Genomic DNA, 20,510 nt, shown 5'->3' with positions numbered 1-20,510 from the left:
TGTTGTCTGATCAGGGGTTCGAGATGGAGCAGGAAATACAATCGACAATGGTACGCGAAAAGGAAGCGTGGTCTGCACTTGGCTCAGCAGAGCAGCGGGTACTTGGTGCTCTTTTTCACCAACATGCAGGTCAGACCTTCTCTTCTCTTCTCCCTTCTGAAGCGTGGGCTCGGGAAGGGTTGAGCGGAGCAGAAGCCAAGCTTGCTTTTGCTGTGCTCTGCCGCAAAGGTTGGATCTGCTCTATGCACAAAAGCTGGGGGGAACGTTCGTATTATATTCCAACATGTCACCTGGCCGCGTTAACGCTTGTCTATGCAGACCGTGTGGGTCTGCATATTGCACCGATGACCGGATCGGTTAAAAAGGTTATTAAAGAAGGGAAACCGCATATCGCAGCTGAGCTGCTTCATCTGCTTGCATGGGTTCTAAGAGAAGGATTACCTGTGACAGGAAAAGGCACAATACATAAGAGAAACGTACAAAAGTTAAGCACATTAACCGTATTGTCCTGCGATGATTTTAAACATATAGAGATTTCATATGAACATGATGACCTATATCCGGTACATGTAATGATGATGCTGGATCTGCTGCTTTGTCTCCAACTGGTGCAGAAGACAGGCAAGGGGTTTGAAATTAATGAAGAGCCGTTGCGGCAGTGGTTGAAGCTGCCTTGGTCTGCGATGCATCGTGAAATTTTTCGAATCTGTATGGACCGATATGGAGCGCAAGATGCAGAAGGGCAGCATTTCCGTTATCAATTGGCACTACTTGGGCCTGGTCTGGATGAATGGTGTGTCATATTGAATGAGGAAGAGAATTTCGGGATCAAAGGCTGGGTATATGCTTTGGCTGGCTGGGGATTCGGTGAGATTGGCGAGAGTACAGCCGGGGAACTGGTGTTCCGCTGGCTGATGAATCCAGTGGATCTTTTACATGATACAGTGTGTTGGATGATTGAGCCTGATCGGAAGCAGGAAAAGGACGAGAAACGATCCGGTGGAATTTATGTGCAGCCTGATTTAGAAATTATGGTGCCGCCTGACGTATCTGCCGCGGTCTGTTGGTGGCTGGAATGCTGCAGTGAACGGATTACACGCGACCAGCTGTCCATCTATCGATTGTCTAAAGAACGGATTGTGAAGGCACACGCTGGAGGCTTTACATACGAAGCCATCGCTGATTTTTTACAGAGACATGCGGTGAACGGAGTGCCAAAACATGTACTTGCTGCGTTGAAGGATTGGACACAAGCATGTCAGGAAATAGAGGGCAGCAGCACACACCTGACATTGTCTTTGGAAGGCGTGAGAGGGCAGTCAGAGGATCAGGGCAAAGGCAGTTTAGGGGCTGCGGAGTGCACGGAAAGCCCGGAAGGGTTACTGCGGCTGCACGTTATGCCAGGGGCGATGGTGAATCCGTCTGATGCAGCACTGGATCTGCTTCAGGATGTGAATGGAAAAGCGGCATGGGATAAAAGAAAAGCTGATGTACCCGAGACATGGCACAGAGACTGGAGAAAGTATCACATGTCTACAGCACGTCAAATTGCAGTACAAGCTGTGGAATGGCAGGTGAAGTTGGGAATTCGAGAGGGGGATGAGACGTTGGTTCTGATCCCGCATCAAGTGCAGGGACATGAGCGCTGGACGCTGGAGGCATGGTGTATTGTGAATTCCGACGAAACGGCTGTGCAGACCGAATGGCGAACATTAATTCCTGATCGTTGGGATTCAATGCGCCTTATCCTGCCAGATGATGTCTAAACCTAATCGTATAAATAAAAAAATGATTTAAAACCGAATTTTCAAAGTTTCCCTTTTTGCAATTACAGGAAAAACTCTTCTTAACCATCCGTGGATATGCTATTATGAAGTAGTCTACGTAAGTAGAACTTTATATATAGATAGGATGAATAATTCATGAGCGTAGCGGAAATAAACACGGTCGATATGGCCCAAGTGTTAACGGGCGCATATGAACTGGGCGACATGATTAACCAATCTGCCGAAGTATCGGATTATTTATATTGGAAGCAGCAAGTCGAGACGAGTCCCGAGATTCAGGCAGGGATTCGGAAGTTAAATGCCAAGAAAGAGCTGTTTGAAGAAACGCAGCGCTTTGGTCACTTTCATCCAGACTATCACGCAGCCAAAGATCAGGTAAAAGAACTGGAAAAGGAACTGGAATCCTTTGAAGCGGTGGTTCGGTTCAAACAGGCTGAGAAGACACTCGACGAGATGCTGTTTCAAATGTCAGAAACCATTGCTTTTGCTGTTTCCTCCACCATTAAAGTGCCTAGTAATGACCCAAATCCCAAAGGCGGCTGCGGAAGCGGCGGCAAATGCGGGTGCAGTTAATAGCTGTCAGATGATTGTATTTCAGATTTTGTACAGACCGGGCCTTTCGAGGGCCGGTCTCCATTTATAGAAGGGCGGGGAACGATGGTGTTTGCGGAAAGAACAGGATTCATTATTTGGGTTAGTGATTTGAAAGCGGCCCGCAATCTCGAAAAATACGGTACCGTGCATTATATCTCCCGCCGTATGCATTATGTTGTGATGTATGTTAATGCAGAACGAGCCGACGATACGATGAAAAATGTAAAGCGGCTTTCCTATGTGCGCAAAATTGAGCGCTCCTATCGGAACGAGATTAAAACCGAGTATGCCAGCAAAACGATGGACAAAACAAGTTTCTACGGTATATAACCCGAAATACAGGAGGGGCCCGGCGGGTCGCTCTTTTCTTAAAATGAGGCTGAACGGACTTTTGCGAATAAAGTTAAACTTATGCCTTGAGGTTACGGGACTAATGTTGTAATATATTTGGTAATAAATAGATAGAAAGTCCTATATGGTGGAGAGTGATTCCCATGCGTGATAAGGTGATGCAACGTTGGAGCACCTACGAGCCGTTTTTTGTGGCTCTCGGAGACAAGAAAGTGGCTGACATCGTCATTACCCATCATGCAAAGATGCGGTATGCAGACCGTATTGAGCCTGCACGTAGTGATGATGACCATATTGCGGCCTGGTTATGGGAGTGTCTGAAGCAGGACCGGGTAACACCATATTACCGCAATGAACAGGACGTTTACTTAATTGATGATGATCTGGTTGTGGTTGCCGAGTTTTCCGAGCTTGAAGGAGAATATGATATTACAGGCAATCCGCTGCACAAAATGATTGTAGTAACATTTTTGGGACGTATGTCAGAAACGATTGAACTGAGAGATTTGAAGTCATATTATTCATGGCTCAGGCACTCCAGAAGAATGACACTGGTCAAAAATAGCCGCAAGCATAGATAACAAAGCAGGGTCGAGATTGCAATCATAGATGTTATGAAAGATTTTATTCGAAGATTTATTGTACTTACGCATGCAGACAAGCTGCATGCTTTTTTTTGTTGCCGGTCTGGAAATCGGATACAATATAGAAAGCGTAATTGAAGAGGGGCGAACATATGAATTTTCATCAGCTGCACATTTTTTATACGGTTGCGGAGAAGGGGAGTTTTTCCGCAGCTGCACTGGCATTACATATGACTCAACCGGCTGTGACGATGCAGATTCAATCATTGGAGGATTATTTTGGAACCAAGCTGCTGCATCGTTCCACTAAAAAAATAGAGCTGTCAGAGGCGGGGCGGACGCTGCTCCCCCATGCCAAACGAAGTGTAGAGCTGGTTAGACAGACAGATGAGGCGATGTCTGCCTTCACACAGAAGCTGCAGGGGAGACTGCAGCTTGGCGCAAGTCTAACCATTGGGGAATATGTGCTGCCTCGTATGCTGGGGCCTTTTGCACGGCAGTATCCGGATATTTCAATTGTAATGAAAGTCATGAATACCACACAGATCATGGATGAAATTCTGAAGCATCAGTTGAACTTTGGGTTAATTGAAGCGCCTGTAAACCACCCGGATATGATCGTTGAACCAGTGATGCAGGATGAATTAAAGCTGATTGTGCCAGCGGGACATGATCTGGCCGGGCGCGGCAAAGTGAATCTGGAAGAGGTAATGAATTACCCGTTTGTGCTGCGGGAGGAAGGATCGGGCACCCGCCAGGTGATGGAAGGACAGCTGAAGAAGAAAAAAATTGATCCAAGTGATATGAATGTGGTTATGGAGCTTGGAAGTACAGGTGCAGTCAAGTCGGCTGTAGAGGCTGGCGTGGGCATTACGATGCTGTCTCCTTCTTCAGTACAGCATGAACTGGCTCTCGGACTGGTTCACATTGTGGACATTCGCGGGCTTGAATTCAAACGGCAGTTTTATGCGATCCACCTGAAGTCGTCTCTGCTGCCGTTATCAGCTGTTGCCTTTTTGGGATATTTGCGTCAACAGGAACATGAGCCCGGCGAACAGGTTTAAGTATATTACGAGCTTTGGATACATGAATACAAGTAGGGATTATAAAATCAGAAGTGCCCGATCTAAAAAGTCGGTATTTCATTTGGAAAGGAACGATTACCGATGAATCAGCATCAAGGACGATGTGATCTTCATACGCACAGTCAGGCTTCAGATGGCATGCAGTCGCCAGCGGATAATGTGAAGCTTGCCAAGCGGAAAGGGCTATCTGCGGTTGCCCTGACAGACCATGATACCGTAGCCGGTGCAGCCGAAGCACAGCGGGCGGGGGAAGCATTCGATATTACAGTTGTAGCAGGGGTTGAGATCAGTACTCGGGCAGGTGATAAAGATATTCATGTGCTGGGTTATTACATCAATACTGAGGATGAACTGTTTCTGCAGCGGCTGCGCGGATTAAGAGAAGCGCGAGAAGACCGTAATCATCTGATCATTGGCAGGCTGCAGGAGCTTGGGCTCGATATAAGCTGGCAGGATGTGCTGGATGAGCTGGGGCGGCCGCTGGAGCCGGATGAGAGTATTGGAAGACCCCATATGGCTGATGTGTTGGTGAAGAAGGGATACGCTGTCGATATGCGGGATGCATTTGATCGTTATCTTGCTGAAGGCAGGCCTGGTTTTGTATCTGTGCCCCGAGTCACACCGAAAGATGCCTGTGAGTGGATTAGAGCAGCGGGCGGTGCTGCTGTGATTGCGCATCCAGGCCTCTATCAAGATGATGAATTGGTACGTGCAATCATTGCAGACTGTCTTCCGGATGGGATTGAAGTATTTCATTCAGACCATGGCCCGCAGGAGGAACGCAGGTATAGCGAGATGGCGAGAGAATATGATCTTATTGAGACAGGCGGCTCAGATTATCATGGAGAACGGCAGGGCGTTGTTTTCCATGGAGATCTCGGGAGCAGGACAGTATCGGTGGATGTGCTTGACCAACTGCAGGCGGCAGTACAGAGCAGGCGGTAGAACGCAGATTGTAAAACGATCCGGCGTGTTTAATGTCAGTCTATGCTTGAATCGAATATCCATTTTTTAACCCAAAAAATCCCCTCAGCATTTGATGGCAGGGGATTTTTTGGGTTAATGCTGCATCTCGCCCTAATGAGATAGGCTGCTTATCCATTTTTAATCGTGGATGGCAGGCTCTTGATCAATTCATCATTGGGTGTAACAAACAGCGTTTTTTGATGATCGTAGATGACAAAGCCGGGCTTCGCACCGCTTGGTTTGCGTACGTGACGAATGTAGGTGTAGTCAACAGGTACGCTGCTTGATTCTTTTGCCTGACTGAAATAAGCTGCCAGCTGTGCGGCTTCTTCCAGCGTAGCTTCACCAAAATCCGTGCTGCGAATGACAACATGAGAGCCCGGAATGTCTTTGGTATGCAGCCATGTATCGTTAGCAGAGGCGAGACGGTTAGTGACATACTCGTTCTGCAGATTGTTTTTGCCGACCAGAATGTCAATGCCTTCCGAAGAAGTGAATTGATGCACGGTTGGACGATCATTTTTCTTTTTCTTCTTGCCTTTTTTGTTCCGGTCACGCAGGTAACCCTGCTGTACAAGTTCGTCCCGAATTTCCTCGATATCATTCATAGATGCGATGGACAGCTGCTGCAGCAGGTTGTCGAGGTAGGCAATTTCATCCTTCGTTTTACCAAGCTGCTCGTGAATGACAGCGAGACTGTTTTTGTATTTGTTATATCGTTTGAAATACCGCTGTGCATTATCGGATGGCGTGAGCAGTGGATCAAGCTGGATGGTAATGCTTGCCTGATCTTCATCGTAGAAGTTAACCAGTTCCACACTTTTGTCACCCTTGTTCACCAAGTGCAGGGAAGCGAATAACAGCTCACCCCATAGTCTGTACTTGTCCGCGTCGTCCGCTTCCAGCAGGTCTTTATTGAGGTTGTCGAGCTTTTTAATGTTCTTACTGCGTTCATTCTGCAGAAAACGAAGCAGATCGCTGACTCTTTGTTTGACCGTATCCCGCTCAGCTTTGTCTCCGTAATAATCCTCCATACATTTGCTCATCGTATCGTACATTTTTTCCTGATCCTGAATACTCTGCAGACGGATGGCAGAAAAGATCATTTTACCTTTGACGTTCAGTCCCGTCACAGGGGCGTACTGATGCTCTTTTACAGGCCTAACCACTGACTCAAAAGCAGTCCACAGCTCTTGCGTATCGAACCGTTCTGAGTCAGAAGCTGTTCGCGCTGCGATCTCTCCTGCAATCAGCGGACTTATCCCGCTAAATGCATTGACAAGCCACCGTGAGGCATCTGCTCTTGTCTCTGGAGCTGTTGCTGCTGCTGCATCTGTTTCAGGTCTGTTTTCTTCTGTATCCACAGCGCCTGAATACAGCTGTTCAAACTCATCTTTGGTCACTTCCAGCGGATTGCTCTTATGCTGCTCAGGAGGTGAAGTATATGAGAAACCCGGCATGATTACGCGGTAGCTGCTGATGGATGGTGTGACATGATGGATTCCGTCCAGAATGGTGTCCGTCGCAGGATCAAGCAAAATGATATTACTGTGACGTCCCATAAGCTCAATGATGATGCGTTTAGCCGAAACGTCGCCAAGCTCGTCCCGCTGACGTACATCGATATGAATGATTCGCTCCATACCGATCTGACGGATACTCTCAATGATAGCTCCTTCGCAGTGCTTGCGCATCAGCATGCAAAACATCGGTGCCTCTGTCGGATTCAAAAATGTCTTCTCCGTAAAATGTACACGCGGATACGTTGGGCTTGCCGAGACAAGCAGTTTGCTGTTGCCGCGCTGGGCACGAAGAGTAAGCACCACATCATGACCATTGGGCTGATGGATCTTGCTGATACGACCGCCGGTGCAGCCCTGCAATTCATGTACGATGGCTCGGGTAACGATGCCGTCAAGTGCCATATTATCCACTTCCTCTCTATCGAGCATCTGCTTTACTATGCAGCATGCTTCATCTATAACGGTTTTCAGGCAGCCGCAGCATATGTAACAGCAATCTAATAAACAAGTGGCTGTCTGCAGTTTTAATGGCATGCTGTCTGCCAGGCGAAGAACGTTTATTCATACCGTGACTGAAGAACGTTTATCCATACCGCGACTAACGCGGCGTTTTACAGCAGGCAGATTCATCAATCGACATGCGAAGCTGCGCTGTCATCTTCGCAGACTTTTATTTTAGCTTATTCTGCCCATCAGGGAAAGGATTCACCTTCCGGGTGCTATTCATTGACCTGTCCGAATACATATAGAGCAGGTAGTTTGTCCGGCACAGTGTACAGCCTGCCCTACAGCATGCCGGGGAGTGATGAGAGCTTGCATTGCAGATGAAATAAGACTGGGAGGGAATTTTGGAGCATGGAACATACCAAGTGGCACCAACTAAGCGACGAAGAGCTTCGTGAAACTCTTGGCGTGAACCCGCTGGAAGGGTTGACGGACGAAGCTGCAGTTGAGAAACGTAAAGTCAGTGGTTCGAATGAACTGAGTGAGGGAAAGCGGATCTCGCCGATCACACTGCTGCTGAATCAGTTTAAGGACTTCATGGTGCTGGTCCTCATGGGAGCAACGCTTGTATCCGGTCTGCTTGGAGAGTATCTGGATGCGGTAACGATCGTGGCCATAATTGTGCTGAACGCCATTCTGGGATTTGTACAGGAGTTCCGGGCAGAACGCTCTCTCCGTGCACTTAAACAGCTGTCAGCTCCTGCCGCGAAAGTGCTCAGATCCGGGCAGGAGGTACATCTTGCGGCCAAGCAATTAGTACCCGGAGATATCATCATGGTAGAAAGTGGTGACCGCATACCTGCCGATGTACGCTGGCTGGAAACAAACAGCCTCGATGTAGAGGAGTCGGCACTCACGGGGGAATCTGTGCCTGTCAGCAAACACTGCAGACCCATCGCCAGTGAAGATGTGCCGCTGGGGGATCAGAAAAACATCGGTTTTATGGGAACGATGGTCACGAGGGGTACAGCCAAGGGGATTGTCATCCGGACAGGTATGGATACAGAGATGGGGAAAATCGCTGACCTCATCCAGAATACAGAGGAGCAGGAGACTCCGCTGCAGCACAGACTGGAGCAGTTAGGCAAAATTCTGATCTTTGTTGCACTCGGACTAACGGTGATGGTGGTCGTCGCAGGAATCCTGCATGGACAACCCGCAGTAGGTATGTTCCTGGCAGGTGTCAGTCTGGCTGTGGCAGCCATCCCGGAGGGCTTACCGGCTATCGTTACGATTGCACTGGCGCTGGGTGTACAGCGAATGATCAAACGTAAAGCCATTGTGCGCAAGCTGCCATCGGTGGAAACACTGGGCTGCGCCTCGGTGATCTGTTCTGATAAAACAGGCACATTGACGCAGAACAAGATGACAGTGACTCATGTGTGGCTTGAAGGACGAAGCATCAAAGTGACCGGAGACGGTTACGCACCAGAAGGTCATATGCTGGAAAATGATCAAATCATTGAATTGAAGAGCGACCAGTCACTCCGAAGAATGCTGCAGATCAGTGCGCTGTGTAACAATGCCAGTATTGTGGAGACGGTCCTCCATGATCAAGGCGAAAAGAAAAAGGGTAAGGAGCCCAAAAAGGACAGCAAAAAAGGACGGAAAAAAGGTCAGCAGGAGGAAGATCAGGTTAGTGCCAGTCAGGTGATGTGGGAATTAAAAGGTGATCCCACAGAGGGGGCTCTGGTGGCGATGTCTGCCAAAATGGGACTTACTCCGACCGGACTCAAGGAATTATACGATCGGGAGCAGGAATTTCCGTTTGATTCGGAACGTAAACGTATGTCGGTTATGGTTAAACATCAGGGCGGCCGTATGATCTACACAAAAGGTGCACCGGATGTACTGATCGAACACTGCAGCTATATTTTATGGGAAGGCAAAGTGGTTCCGTTTACCGGCACACTGCGTCAGAGAGTGATGGCTGCTAATGAAAGCATGGCAGGTAACGCTCTGCGTGTGCTCGGTATGGCCTATCGTGAAGTCAAGCCCAAAGAACATGTCGCAGACGAACATGCTGCAGAGAGCCAGCTTGTATTTGTTGGACTTGCAGGAATGATTGATCCCCCTCGCCGTGAAGTACGTGACGCCATTGCCACTTGCCGCAAGGCGGGGATACGTACGGTCATGATCACGGGGGATCATGGAACGACAGCAGAAGCAATCGCTCACCAGCTTGGGATTTTACCACGCGGAGGGGCCTCGTTAAGCGGACAGCAGCTGGCGGGGATGACGGACGAACAACTGGATAAACAGGTGAACGACATTTATGTATTTTCCAGGGTATCGCCTGAGCACAAGCTTCGTATCGTCAAATCACTGCAGCGCAAAGGGCATGTTGTGGCTATGACAGGTGACGGGGTAAACGATGCGCCTGCTATCAAGGCTGCAGATATCGGAATCGCGATGGGCATCACGGGAACGGATGTGACCAAGGAGGCTTCCTCCCTTATTTTGAGTGATGATAACTTCTCGACTATTGTCGCGGCCATTGAAGAGGGGCGCAACATTTATGAGAACATTCGCAAGTTTATCCGGTATTTGCTGGCCTCCAATGTAGGCGAGATTCTGACCATGTTTTTCGCGATGATGATGGGTCTGCCGCTTCCGCTCGTGCCGATTCAGATTCTGTGGGTCAACCTCGTAACGGATGGTTTGCCAGCGATGGCGCTCGGGGTAGATCAGCCGGAAAAAGATCTGATGGAGCACAAGCCGCGCGGCGCGAAAGAAAACATTTTTGCCCGCAGACTGGGTTGGAAAATTATCAGCCGCGGTGTGTTAATCGGATTGTGTACGCTTGGTGCTTTCTGGCTCACACTTCAGGCTGCACCGGATCATCCGGGGCAGTTGATCAAAGCGCAGTCCGTTGCTTTTGCAACTTTGGTTCTTGCCCAGTTGATTCACGTATTTGACTGCCGCAGTTCGCGTTCCATCTTCCACCGAAATCCGCTGCAGAATAAATATTTGGTTCTTGCCGTCATCTCATCGGTTGTGCTGATGCTGGTGGTGATGTATGTGGAGCCGCTGCAGCCTATCTTCAAAACGGTGCCTCTCGGTCTGCGAGAGTGGGCAATCTGTATCGTAGCTGCAGGCATTCCAACGTTCCTGATGGGGGCGGGAAGTGTCTGGGGCGGACGCCGCAACCGCCGCCGTATGGGCGGTCCTGGACGCTTCGTACCGAAAAGTACAAAGTTTTCAGCATAAAATCAATAGCATTTAATGACCTGTTTCGGTATGCTATCCTCAAAATGGTTCAAAGCGCGAGCTTGGATCTTTTGCAGGATAGCTTTTTTATATGCTTGGTATGCATGATATGAAGATTAGCTATAAATAAACTATAAAGCTTTGGCAGCAGTCTGCCAAAAGGAGTGGGCACGGTTATGGAATTTACGAAAATGCATGGACTTGGCAACGATTTTATTATTGTATTTGGGGAAAAGGTGCTTCCGGCAGACGCGGCTGATCTTGCGGTCAAATGGTGCAATCGATTCTTCGGCATCGGAGCGGACGGCCTGGTATATATACTGCCTTCGGAGAAGGCGGACTTTCAGATGCGCATCATGAATTCAGACGGTTCGGAAGCGGAGCAGTGCGGTAATGCCATTCGCTGCGTGTCCAAGTACGTATACGACCATGGGCATGTTGACCGCGAGCAGATTACGATTGAAACGATCGGAGCAGGTGTTCAGCCTGTAACTCTCAATATTCGGGATGGCAAAGTGGAGACGGTTCGGGTAGATATGGGCGAGCCGATTCTGGACGGGCTTCAGGTGCCTACGACAGTGGATGCGAATCCGGTAATCGATCATAACATTGAAGCAAACGGGCATGGCTTCAAATTCACGGCCGTATCCATGGGTAACCCCCACGCGGTCATCTACGTAGATGATGCGGTGAACTTTGATCTGACCACTTGGGGACCGCTGCTTGAGGTGCATCCCATGTTCCCCAAAAAAATCAATGTTGAATTCGCAACGGTACGTGACCGCGGATATGTCGATATGCGTGTATGGGAACGCGGGGCAGGGCCGACACTGGCCTGCGGAACAGGGGCTTGTGCAACTTTGGTGTCCTCCGTACTGAATGGTCACACGGATCGTACAGCAGTGATCAGTCTTAAAGGCGGTGATCTTCACATTGAGTGGAGCGAGGCGGATAATCACGTATATATGACGGGACCCGCAGAAGTTGTTTTCAAAGGAAAGACTGCATAAATACGAGTAGACGGTATACCGAAGAGGCCTGCGGGCCTCTTTTTTTTATCAGATGTGGACTAGCTGTCCAGCTATAAAGGACGAATTTACGGTTTGGATGGCAAAAATGTCTACTGGAGCCGGACATACAGCAAATACCTGTGTTTTTCTTCGTTTTTTAACGTTTTTTGTGTTACATTAGTATGAAATGATCATAGTCAAGCGGGGGGAAATGGGATGAAGGCAGATTTACGCACCGTGATGAAGCAGCGTGTCCTTGTTGGTGATGGGGCTATGGGGACATTTCTATATCAGATGGGGTTTCCCGTCGGGATCTCCTATGAAGAGTTGAACTTGATTTCACCTGAAGTTGTGGCTGACGTACATCGCCGTTATCGTGATGCAGGGACAGATATATTCGAGACCAATACGTACTCGGCGAATTTTGACAAGCTGTCCAAGTTCGGACTGGAATCCAAAGTGGAGGACGTGAACCGCGCAGGTGTCCGTATCGCCAAAGAAGTAGCAGGTGCAGAAGGGTATGTACTTGGTGCTGTGGGTTCTATACGCGGCGGCAAGCGCACGAACGTATCTACCAGTGAATTGAAACGGTTCTATCAACAGCAGATATATGCCCTGCTGGATGAAGGCGTGGACGGTATACTGCTCGAAACCTTCTATGACATCGAAGAGATGGATATTGCTCTTCTGCAGGCCCGCAAACTGAGTGACCTGCCTGTGATTGGGCAGTTCGCTGTTGAGGATGTGGGCCATACGCTGGATGGTTACACGATGCCTGAAGCATTCCGTATTATGCGCGAACAGGGGGCAGACGTTATCGGTTTTAACTGCCGATCCGGTCCGAACGGTATTATGCGTGCAATGGAGACGGTATCCGGACGCATCGGAGTTCCGATGTCTGTATTTCCGAATGCGGGTGCGGCGGATTACGTAGATGGCCAGTTCCGTTATGGAGCGACACCTGAATATTTCGGTCAAACGGCAGTACAGTTTGCAGATCTTGGAGCGCGCATCATTGGCGGCTGCTGCGGAACAACGCCTGATCATATCACTGCAATCAAACAAGCGCTCGAAGCATACGTGCCGTCGCTGATTGCAGAACCCGATCCGGCAGAGACCCTGCCGCGCATCGTGCTTCATGAGAATGTGGATGAACGCGCAGGGCGCGGAGGCCAGCCAACCATTGTTGATCTGGTCAAACAGCGTCACACCGTTATCGTCGAACTTGATCCCCCGCGTGATCTGGACGTTGCCAAATTTATGAAGGGTGCCGAAACATTGAAAGCTGCAGGAGCTGATGCTCTTACGCTTGCAGACAACTCTCTTGCTGTAACACGCATGAGCAATATGGCACTTGGACATCTGGTACAGGATCGGACAGGTCTTCGTGCACTTGTGCATATCGCCTGCCGTGACCGTAATCTGATTGGAACCCAATCCCACATGATGGGCTTTGATGCACTTGGGATCAACCATGTGCTTGCTGTAACAGGCGACCCTGCAAGGTTCGGGGACCTGCCTGGTTCCAGCTCGGTGTACGACCTGACATCATTTGAAATTATACGGATGATCAAACAGCTGAATGACGGTGTTGCTTTTTCAGGTAAACCGTTAAAACAGAAGGCCGGGTTCGTTATAGGAGCTGCTTTCAACCCCAATGTAAAACATCTGGACAAAGCGGTACAGCGGCTTGAGAAGAAAATAGCCTCCGGGGCAGACTATATTATGACGCAGCCGATCTATGATCCGGAATTAATCGTTGCGATGCGTGAGGCAACCAAGCATCTGGACATTCCTATTTTTGTCGGTATTATGCCGCTAGCAAGCGGCCGAAACGCAGAATACCTGCATAACGAGGTTCCAGGTATTCAGCTCTCGGATGAAGTACGCTCCCGGATGGCAGGATTGGAAGGCGAAGAAGGCCGCGCCATGGGGGTAACCATTGCGAAAGAGCTGCTTGATGTGGCCGCAAAGCACTTTAAGGGCATCTATCTGATGACTCCGTTTATGTTCTATGGCATGACTGCCGAACTGACCCGATATGTCTGGGAGAAATCGGAGCATCAATGTCCTACTTGTTTCAACCCTAATAATCAATTACAATAGTAAAACGGATGTGATGCCGATGTCATTCAGTATGACCGGATACGGTCAATCCGCCTTTCAATATGGCGGCTACAAGGTACAATTGGAGATCAAATCAGTCAATCATCGTTATTGCGAGGTCATGATGCGCCTGCCGAGAGAATGGACGTATTATGAGGATGGTTTGAGAAAAATCGTACAGGGCCGCTTGAAGCGTGGGCGGATTGATGTTTATGTAATGAAAGAAAAAGAGGAAGACCAGGCTCTCCCCGCTGTTCTGAATGAACAGGCGGTCAGGGCCTATCTGCAGGCTGCAGAGCAGCTCGAGACTCAATTCGGAATGCAGGGCAAGCCGAGTATTGTGGATATGCTGGGGCTGCCGGATGTCATGGTTCAGCCGGATGGGACAAGTTCTGTTCCGGAAGAACAAAAGGACGAATGGGAGCAGGTGCTGCAGGCCGGATTGAATGAGGCTTTGTCCAGTCTGGAGCAGATGCGCGCTCGCGAGGGTCTTCATCTGGCCAGTGATCTGGAACGGCGGATTACCCGCTTGGAGTCACTGCACACCGAGATGCTTGAACTTGCACCAAGTGTGGTGAGCGATTACCGCAATAAGCTGAGACAGCGTCTTACGGAACTGCAGGAAGATGGCTCTTTCCCTTTTGATGAGCATAAATTGGGTATGGAAATCGCAGTCTTTGCCGATCGTTCCAACATTGAAGAGGAGCTTACGCGTTTACTCAGTCACTTTGGACAATGCAGAGAATTGCTGAAGAGTGAGGACCCTGTAGGCCGTAAGTTGGATTTCCTGATTCAGGAGATGAATCGGGAGGTTAATACGATTGGATCAAAAGCCAACCACTTGGCTCTGGTGAACCGTGTTGTCGAGATGAAGGCGGAACTGGAGAAGATTCGTGAGCAAGCAGCGAACATCGAATGAACGGCCAAATTTCGGCAGAAGAGTCGCATGTATAGGGGGAAGAACCTGATTATGGCAATCAAACTCATTAACATTGGATTCGGTAACATCGTATCGGCGAACCGGATTATATCCATCGTGAGTCCGGAATCGGCGCCGATCAAGAGAATTATACAAGAGGCCAGAGATCGTCACATGCTGATCGATGCAACCTATGGACGACGTACACGTGCCGTAATTATTACGGATAGTGATCACGTTATCCTGTCTGCTGTTCAGCCTGAAACGGTCGCCCATCGTCTTTCTTCGAAAGATGATGATAACGACGAATAAAATGGAGTGTAATATGTCTAAGGGATTACTGATAGTGTTGTCCGGCCCGTCCGGGGTCGGGAAGGGTACAGTATGCAGCGCACTGCGCAAACGGGTGCCGAATTTAACGTATTCGGTATCAGCAACCACTCGTCAGCCGCGTCTAGGTGAAGAGCATGGGGTGAACTATTTCTTCCACTCGCATGATGAGTTTCTGAAGATGATTGCCGAAGATCAGCTGCTGGAACATGCAGAATATGTTGGCAATTATTACGGTACTCCGCGTGATTTTGTGGAGAAAACCATTAATGAAGGCCGCGATATTATTCTCGAGATTGAGGTTCAGGGTGCACTTAAAGTGAAGGAGAAATTCCCTGAAGGAATTTTTGTTTTCCTGCTCCCGCCTTCTTTGGACGAGCTGAAAGATCGCATTCAAGGTCGCGGCACGGAAAGCCAGGCCACGATTGATCACCGTATGTCCGTTGCAGTCGATGAGATTAATCTGCTGGAGCAGTATGATTATGCTGTGGTGAATGATGAAATTGATTTGGCCTGCAAGCGAATAGAAAGTATCATTATCGCCGAACATTGTAAGATCAATAAATAATCCTTTTTGCCGCCGCGTACAGCGATATTCATGGGGCTGTTGTCATATCATGTTAAGGTTAAGGCTCAGCCTGGACTTTCTGGAACATGGAGGACACGCAGTATCAGGGTCCTGTCCGGCGGCAGCTTGTGATTATACTAAAGCAAAGAGGTGTTTTGTTAATATGCTGTATCCTTCAATTGATGAAATGATGAACAAAGTTGACAGCAAGTATTCCCTGGTTGTTGCTGCATCCCGCCGGGCTAGACAGCTTCGCGAAGGTGAGAAATCCGAGCTGCGAAACGCGAAATCCCATAAACAGGTTGGCGTTGCACTGGAAGAAATCTACGGAGATCATCTGGTAGTAATCAAAGGACAGGACGAAGAAGAAGAGTAAGCCCCTCGGGCTGCTCTTCAACTGCATAGGCGGAAGCCCGAATTATTTTGACAACCGCGAGGTTGTTATTTTTTTACGAATAAGCCTTAATCAGATTCTATCATTACTACGTGTACAGACGTCTTAACATTATCGGGGGATATAAATATGTTGAACGGTAAAAAAATCGTGCTTGGCGTAACAGGGGGCATAGCGGCTTACAAAGCAGCGACATTATGCAGCAAGCTGGTGCAAAAGGGAGCGGATGTACATGTTATTATGACCGCTTCGGCAGCACAGTTTATTACCGAATTAACGCTGCAGACCTTGACCCGAAATGCAGTATATACGGACACATTTGATGAACGTGAGCCGGCTGTAGTTTCTCATATCCATCTCGCCGATCTAGCTGATCTGGTGCTGGTCGCTCCGGCGACAGCAAATGTGATTGCCAAGATGGCACACGGAATGGCAGACGATATGCTTACAACCACACTGCTTGCAACCACTGCGCCAGTGATGATTGCGCCTGCGATGAATGTGCATATGTACGATCATCCAGCGGTGCAGCACAATATGAATCTGCTGGCCGAACGGGGCACATTAATGATTGAACCGGGCGAAGGACTTCTGGCCTGCGGGTATGTAGGCAAGGGACGACTGGAAGAACCGGAGACGATTGTAGATGTAGTGGAGCGTTTCTTTGCGCAGGGTGAGCTGGAGGGGCAAGTGCAGGATCAGGTGCAGCGTCAGCGGCATAACCAAGTGCAGGTAGAAGAAGCTCAGGCATCACTGCTAAAAGGCAAAAAGGTCGTCGTTACCGCTGGTGGTACGGTGGAACGCATTGATCCGGTTCGTTATATTACAAATGATTCTTCCGGAAAAATGGGGTTTGCGATTGCTGCCGCTGCGCGTGAACTGGGAGCAGATGTGAAGCTTGTTCTGGGTAATACACAGGCACAGCCGCCAACGGATGTAGAGATGATTCCGATTCAGTCTGCACAGGATATGTACGAAGCGGTAGCCAGAGAATGGGACACTGCGGATATCGTCATTAAAGCAGCCGCCGTGGCTGATTATCGCCCGAAGGAAGTTTATACGGAGAAAATCAAGAAAAAAGGCGACACCCTTTCGCTCGAACTTGTGAAAAATATAGATATTTTGGAGACGCTGGGGAAAAGGAAGACCCATCAGTATTTGATCGGTTTTGCTGCCGAGACCCAGTCGCTCGAAATGTATGCACGTGAGAAACTGGAACGGAAAAATTGTGATCTGATCGTAGCCAATGATGTTACCCGTTCGGGGGCAGGATTTGGAACAGATACCAACGCGGTGCACATCTATGACCGTGAAGGGTTGGTAGAGGAGCTTGAACTGATGTCCAAGAAAGAGGTGGCACATCGTTTACTCCGAATTGCGGCGGAGCGCATTGCCGGGAGGAATTAGAAGATGGAGATTGCCAAGGTCATTGTCGATGTGCCTGTGAAGCAGACCGACCGGCCTTTTGATTATCTGGTTCCCGACTCCATGAAAGAATGGATTGAGGTGGGGAGCAGGGTAGGTGTACCTTTTGGACATCGGACCGTGCAGGGATTTGTTGTTGATCTGGTTCCCCGTACAGGAGAAGAATCATTTAAACTGAAGCCTATTCAGGAGCTGCTCGACATTGTGCCGCCGCTCTCCAAGGACTTGGTGGAGCTGGCAGCATGGATGAGTGATCGATATGCGAGCAACCGGATTCTGTCTCTGCAGGTGATGGTGCCGACGGCATTAAAAGGAAAAGCCGAGCGGTATATTTCGCTGGGAGAAGCGCTGGATGGACAGACTGCCGGAGGTTCTTCCAATGAGGAAGTTCTGTTTGTATGGGGAGAAGAATCCACAACGGAGAAGGTACAGCAGGATATTATCCGTTTTGTCAAAAGCCGGGGACAGGTGCCCCTGCAGCAGTTAAGCCGCAAATATCCGAATCATGCAGCCTTGATCAAAAAGCTGCTGCTGAGCGGTGTGCTTCTGGAAAGTCAGGCAATTAAGGACAAGCTGAATAAAAAAACGATGAAATCCGTGAATCTGGCTGTGGATATTCATGCTGCGGAAGAAGCGCTTGCCTCATTCCCGGCCAAGGCGCAGCGTCAGAAAGAGATTCTTTCTTTTTTGCTGGAGATGAAGGATTTGCTGCCCATGCCTTTGAAGGAAGTTTTGTCTACTCTGCAAGTTTCGGCCGCAGCCATTAAGGGGCTTGAGGAAAAAGGGTTGGTTATGACAGAGGACGTGGAAGTTTTCCGTGATCCGTATCAAGGCAGACGTTTTAAACCGACAGAGCCGCTGGAATTGACTGAGGAGCAAAAAGGAGTTTACAGCAGCATTAATGGGCGTTTGCAGGAACAGCGTCATGGTGTTTTTTTACTGCACGGTGTCACCGGAAGCGGCAAAACAGAAGTCTATCTGCAGACGATTCAGCAGTGCATTAACCAGGATAGACAAGCAATCGTGCTTGTGCCAGAGATTGCCCTAACCCCTCAGATGGTGGAGCGTTTCAAAGGACGCTTTGGCGATCAGGTCGCAGTCATGCACAGTCGTCTGTCTGGCGGTGAACGTTATGACGAATGGCGTAAAATCCGGGAGGGACAGGTGAAGGTAGCGATTGGCGCCCGTTCTGCCGTATTTGCTCCATTCAGTCGGCTGGGGCTGATTATTATGGACGAGGAGCATGAGACTTCATATAAACAGGAAGAGACACCTAAATACCATGCGCGTGACGTAGCTGTCAAAAGAGCGCAGCAGCATCAGGCTGTAGTAGTTTTGGGTTCGGCTACCCCTTCGCTGGAAAGTTATTATGCTGCGCGCTCGCAGAGCAGTGATGATTTTGCCCCTCTTTTGCTGGAAATGCCTACAAGGGCGCTTGGCAACAATCTGCCGACGGTACGTATAGTCGATATGCGTGAAGAATTGAAAGATGGCAATCGTTCCATGTTCAGCAGAGCGCTGCACAAAGGGATCGAGGAACGGATCGAGCGGGGGGAACAGACGGTACTGCTGCTTAATCGCCGCGGGTATTCAACCTTTGTGATGTGCCGCAGCTGCGGATATGTAGCGGGTTGTCCTGAGTGCGACATCTCTTTAACGTATCACCAGCGCTCCAACAATTTACGCTGTCATTATTGTGGATATGCGGAAGCGGCTCCCGAAACCTGCCCGGATTGCGGCAGTGAACATATTCGGTATTTTGGGACAGGAACCCAGCGGGTTGAGGAAGAACTGGCCAAGCTTTTTCCGGGCATTCGGGTGATTCGGATGGATGTGGATACGACGACGGAAAAAGGCTCTCATGAAAAGCTGCTAAAACAGTTTCGGGAGAAAAAAGCAGATGTACTGCTGGGGACCCAGATGGTTGCCAAAGGACTGGATTTTCCTGACGTGACTCTGGTAGGGGTCATCACTGCGGATTCAGCATTAAATCTGCCGGATTTCCGTGCCGCGGAGAAGACGTTCCAACTGCTCACACAAGTGGCAGGGCGGGCGGGACGGCATCAATTGCCGGGTGAGGTCTTTGTACAATCGTATACGCCGGAGCACTACTCGATTGGACATGCAAGCCAGCATGACTACGTATCCTTCGTACGGGAGGAGCTGCTTCACCGCAGAAATCTGCAGTATCCGCCATACTGCCGCCTGATTCTGGTGACATTCTCCCATGAACAGCTTCCTGTACTGATTCGATTAGCTGAGAACTATACCCGGCTGCTGAAAGAGAAAGCGAACGCTGCCGGATGGCTGGGCAGTCTGGATCGTTTCAGTAATGAAGCCTTTGATGTGCTTGGCCCCGTAGCTTCGCCTATTCCACGGATCAAGAATAGATACCGATTCCAATGTATGATAAAATGGCGTGGGGATGTGGACGCCATCGGTCTGGCTCTGGCAGTGGCCCGGCACATGGACGATGATGTTCAGGCCCAGAAGCTGCTTATTAGTCTTGATGTAGACCCGCAGATGTTAATGTAGACATTTCACAGTTCTTTTCATAATAACGTGGATGTGAACAAGCGGTATAAACATAGATTAAAACCAACATACGAAATTAAAGATGATTCGTGAAACTATGATAAGGATTAGGAAGGTGCTTACAACATGTCGATTCGTATTATCGTTAAAGAACCAGATGAGGTGCTTCACAAAAGAGCCAAAGAAGTAACCAAGGTTACACCCAATGTACAGAAACTGCTTGATGATATGGCAGACACGATGTATGACGCCGAAGGCGTAGGTCTGGCCGCTCCGCAAGTGGGCATCCTGAAGCGTTTGATTGTCATTGATGCCGGGGATGAGCAGGGGCTGATCAAAATGATCAATCCGGAGATTATCTCCAGTGAAGGAGAGCAGTTTGGCCCCGAAGGATGCCTGAGTATCCCTGGAATTAACGGTGATGTTCGCCGCTTTGAGACGGTTACGGTTAAAGGCCTGGACCGGGAAGGCAAAGAGCTTATTATTACTGGCAGCGGCCTGCTGTCCCGTGCGTTCCAACACGAAATTGACCATTTAGACGGTGTACTCTTTACAGATATCGCCGAAAAAGTATATGAAATTGCGCCTGAGCAGACTGGACCGCGTCGAAATTAAGGAG

At 49.2% G+C, this 20,510-nt stretch carries 17 protein-coding genes; 16 read left to right on the top strand and 1 reads right to left on the bottom strand.

From position 1 onward, the window contains the following. Positions 1-2 precede the first annotated feature (2 nt). The 6 genes from MKY97_RS19460 to MKY97_RS19435 all read left to right on the top strand — a co-directional run bounded on the left by MKY97_RS19460 (position 3) and on the right by MKY97_RS19435 (position 5,346). Positions 3-1,766: a helicase-associated domain-containing protein gene (locus MKY97_RS19460; RefSeq protein ID WP_342551946.1), complete on the top strand. Its 1,764-nt coding sequence runs from the start codon at positions 3-5 to the stop codon at positions 1,764-1,766. Between the two features lie 156 nt (positions 1,767-1,922). After that, positions 1,923-2,360: a YlbF family regulator gene (locus tag MKY97_RS19455; protein ID WP_342551945.1), complete on the top strand. Its 438-nt coding sequence runs from the start codon at positions 1,923-1,925 to the stop codon at positions 2,358-2,360. A gap of 87 nt (positions 2,361-2,447) precedes the next feature. Next, a complete protein-coding gene (locus MKY97_RS19450; RefSeq protein ID WP_026080981.1) occupies positions 2,448-2,711 on the top strand; it encodes a YlbG family protein in 264 nt (87 codons plus the stop codon). 164 nt (positions 2,712-2,875) lie between these two features. After that, positions 2,876-3,313, top strand: a complete 438-nt coding sequence (locus MKY97_RS19445; RefSeq protein WP_090923653.1) for a hypothetical protein — start codon at positions 2,876-2,878, stop codon at positions 3,311-3,313. Positions 3,314-3,468: 155 nt separating this feature from the next. Further along, positions 3,469-4,380: a selenium metabolism-associated LysR family transcriptional regulator gene (locus MKY97_RS19440; protein WP_342551944.1), complete on the top strand. Its 912-nt coding sequence runs from the start codon at positions 3,469-3,471 to the stop codon at positions 4,378-4,380. A gap of 102 nt (positions 4,381-4,482) precedes the next feature. Beyond that, a complete protein-coding gene (locus MKY97_RS19435; protein ID WP_342551943.1) occupies positions 4,483-5,346 on the top strand; it encodes a PHP domain-containing protein in 864 nt (287 codons plus the stop codon). A gap of 149 nt (positions 5,347-5,495) precedes the next feature. Here the strand turns inward: MKY97_RS19435 and MKY97_RS19430 are convergent, their stop codons facing one another. Beyond that, positions 5,496-7,292: an NFACT RNA binding domain-containing protein gene (locus MKY97_RS19430; protein ID WP_342551942.1), complete on the bottom strand. Its 1,797-nt coding sequence runs from the start codon at positions 7,290-7,292 to the stop codon at positions 5,496-5,498. Positions 7,293-7,745: 453 nt separating this feature from the next. Here MKY97_RS19430 and MKY97_RS19425 point away from each other — a divergent pair, with 453 nt between their 5' ends. The 10 genes from MKY97_RS19425 to def all read left to right on the top strand — a co-directional run bounded on the left by MKY97_RS19425 (position 7,746) and on the right by def (position 20,506). Then, positions 7,746-10,604, top strand: coding sequence for a cation-translocating P-type ATPase (locus tag MKY97_RS19425; RefSeq protein ID WP_342551941.1), 2,859 nt, complete (start codon positions 7,746-7,748; stop codon positions 10,602-10,604). A gap of 176 nt (positions 10,605-10,780) precedes the next feature. Next, the gene (gene dapF / locus MKY97_RS19420) at positions 10,781-11,614 is read left to right on the top strand and encodes a diaminopimelate epimerase (protein ID WP_342551940.1); all 834 of its coding nucleotides are present in this window, start codon (positions 10,781-10,783) and stop codon (positions 11,612-11,614) included. 216 nt (positions 11,615-11,830) lie between these two features. Next, positions 11,831-13,720 carry a bifunctional homocysteine S-methyltransferase/methylenetetrahydrofolate reductase gene (locus MKY97_RS19415; RefSeq protein ID WP_342551939.1) on the top strand — a complete coding sequence of 630 codons (1,890 nt, stop codon included), beginning with the start codon at positions 11,831-11,833 and terminating at the stop codon, positions 13,718-13,720. Between the two features lie 19 nt (positions 13,721-13,739). Then, the gene (locus tag MKY97_RS19410; protein ID WP_342551938.1) at positions 13,740-14,639 is read left to right on the top strand and encodes a YicC/YloC family endoribonuclease; all 900 of its coding nucleotides are present in this window, start codon (positions 13,740-13,742) and stop codon (positions 14,637-14,639) included. Positions 14,640-14,690: 51 nt separating this feature from the next. Beyond that, a complete protein-coding gene (locus MKY97_RS19405; RefSeq protein ID WP_006209218.1) occupies positions 14,691-14,951 on the top strand; it encodes a DUF370 domain-containing protein in 261 nt (86 codons plus the stop codon). 13 nt (positions 14,952-14,964) lie between these two features. Then, positions 14,965-15,537, top strand: a complete 573-nt coding sequence (gene gmk / locus MKY97_RS19400) for a guanylate kinase (protein WP_342551937.1) — start codon at positions 14,965-14,967, stop codon at positions 15,535-15,537. 163 nt (positions 15,538-15,700) lie between these two features. Further along, the gene (gene rpoZ, locus MKY97_RS19395; RefSeq protein ID WP_272037527.1) at positions 15,701-15,913 is read left to right on the top strand and encodes a DNA-directed RNA polymerase subunit omega; all 213 of its coding nucleotides are present in this window, start codon (positions 15,701-15,703) and stop codon (positions 15,911-15,913) included. A gap of 147 nt (positions 15,914-16,060) precedes the next feature. Continuing rightward, entirely contained in the window at positions 16,061-17,338 is a 1,278-nt protein-coding gene (gene coaBC, locus MKY97_RS19390) for a bifunctional phosphopantothenoylcysteine decarboxylase/phosphopantothenate--cysteine ligase CoaBC (protein WP_342551936.1), read from the top strand. A 3-nt stretch (positions 17,339-17,341) separates the two neighbouring features. Next, positions 17,342-19,891, top strand: coding sequence for a primosomal protein N' (gene priA / locus MKY97_RS19385; protein WP_342551935.1), 2,550 nt, complete (start codon positions 17,342-17,344; stop codon positions 19,889-19,891). Between the two features lie 126 nt (positions 19,892-20,017). Next, positions 20,018-20,506 (top strand): peptide deformylase, encoded by a 489-nt coding sequence (def, locus tag MKY97_RS19380; RefSeq protein WP_342551934.1) that lies wholly within the window; start codon positions 20,018-20,020, stop codon positions 20,504-20,506. Positions 20,507-20,510: the final 4 nt, after the last annotated feature.

This window comes from Paenibacillus sp. FSL R7-0652 (assembly GCF_038595045.1).
Taxonomy (GTDB): Bacteria; Bacillota; Bacilli; order Paenibacillales; family Paenibacillaceae; genus Paenibacillus.
The sequence above is the reverse complement of the archived record's forward strand: the minus strand, read 5'-3'. Positions and strand labels throughout refer to the sequence as shown.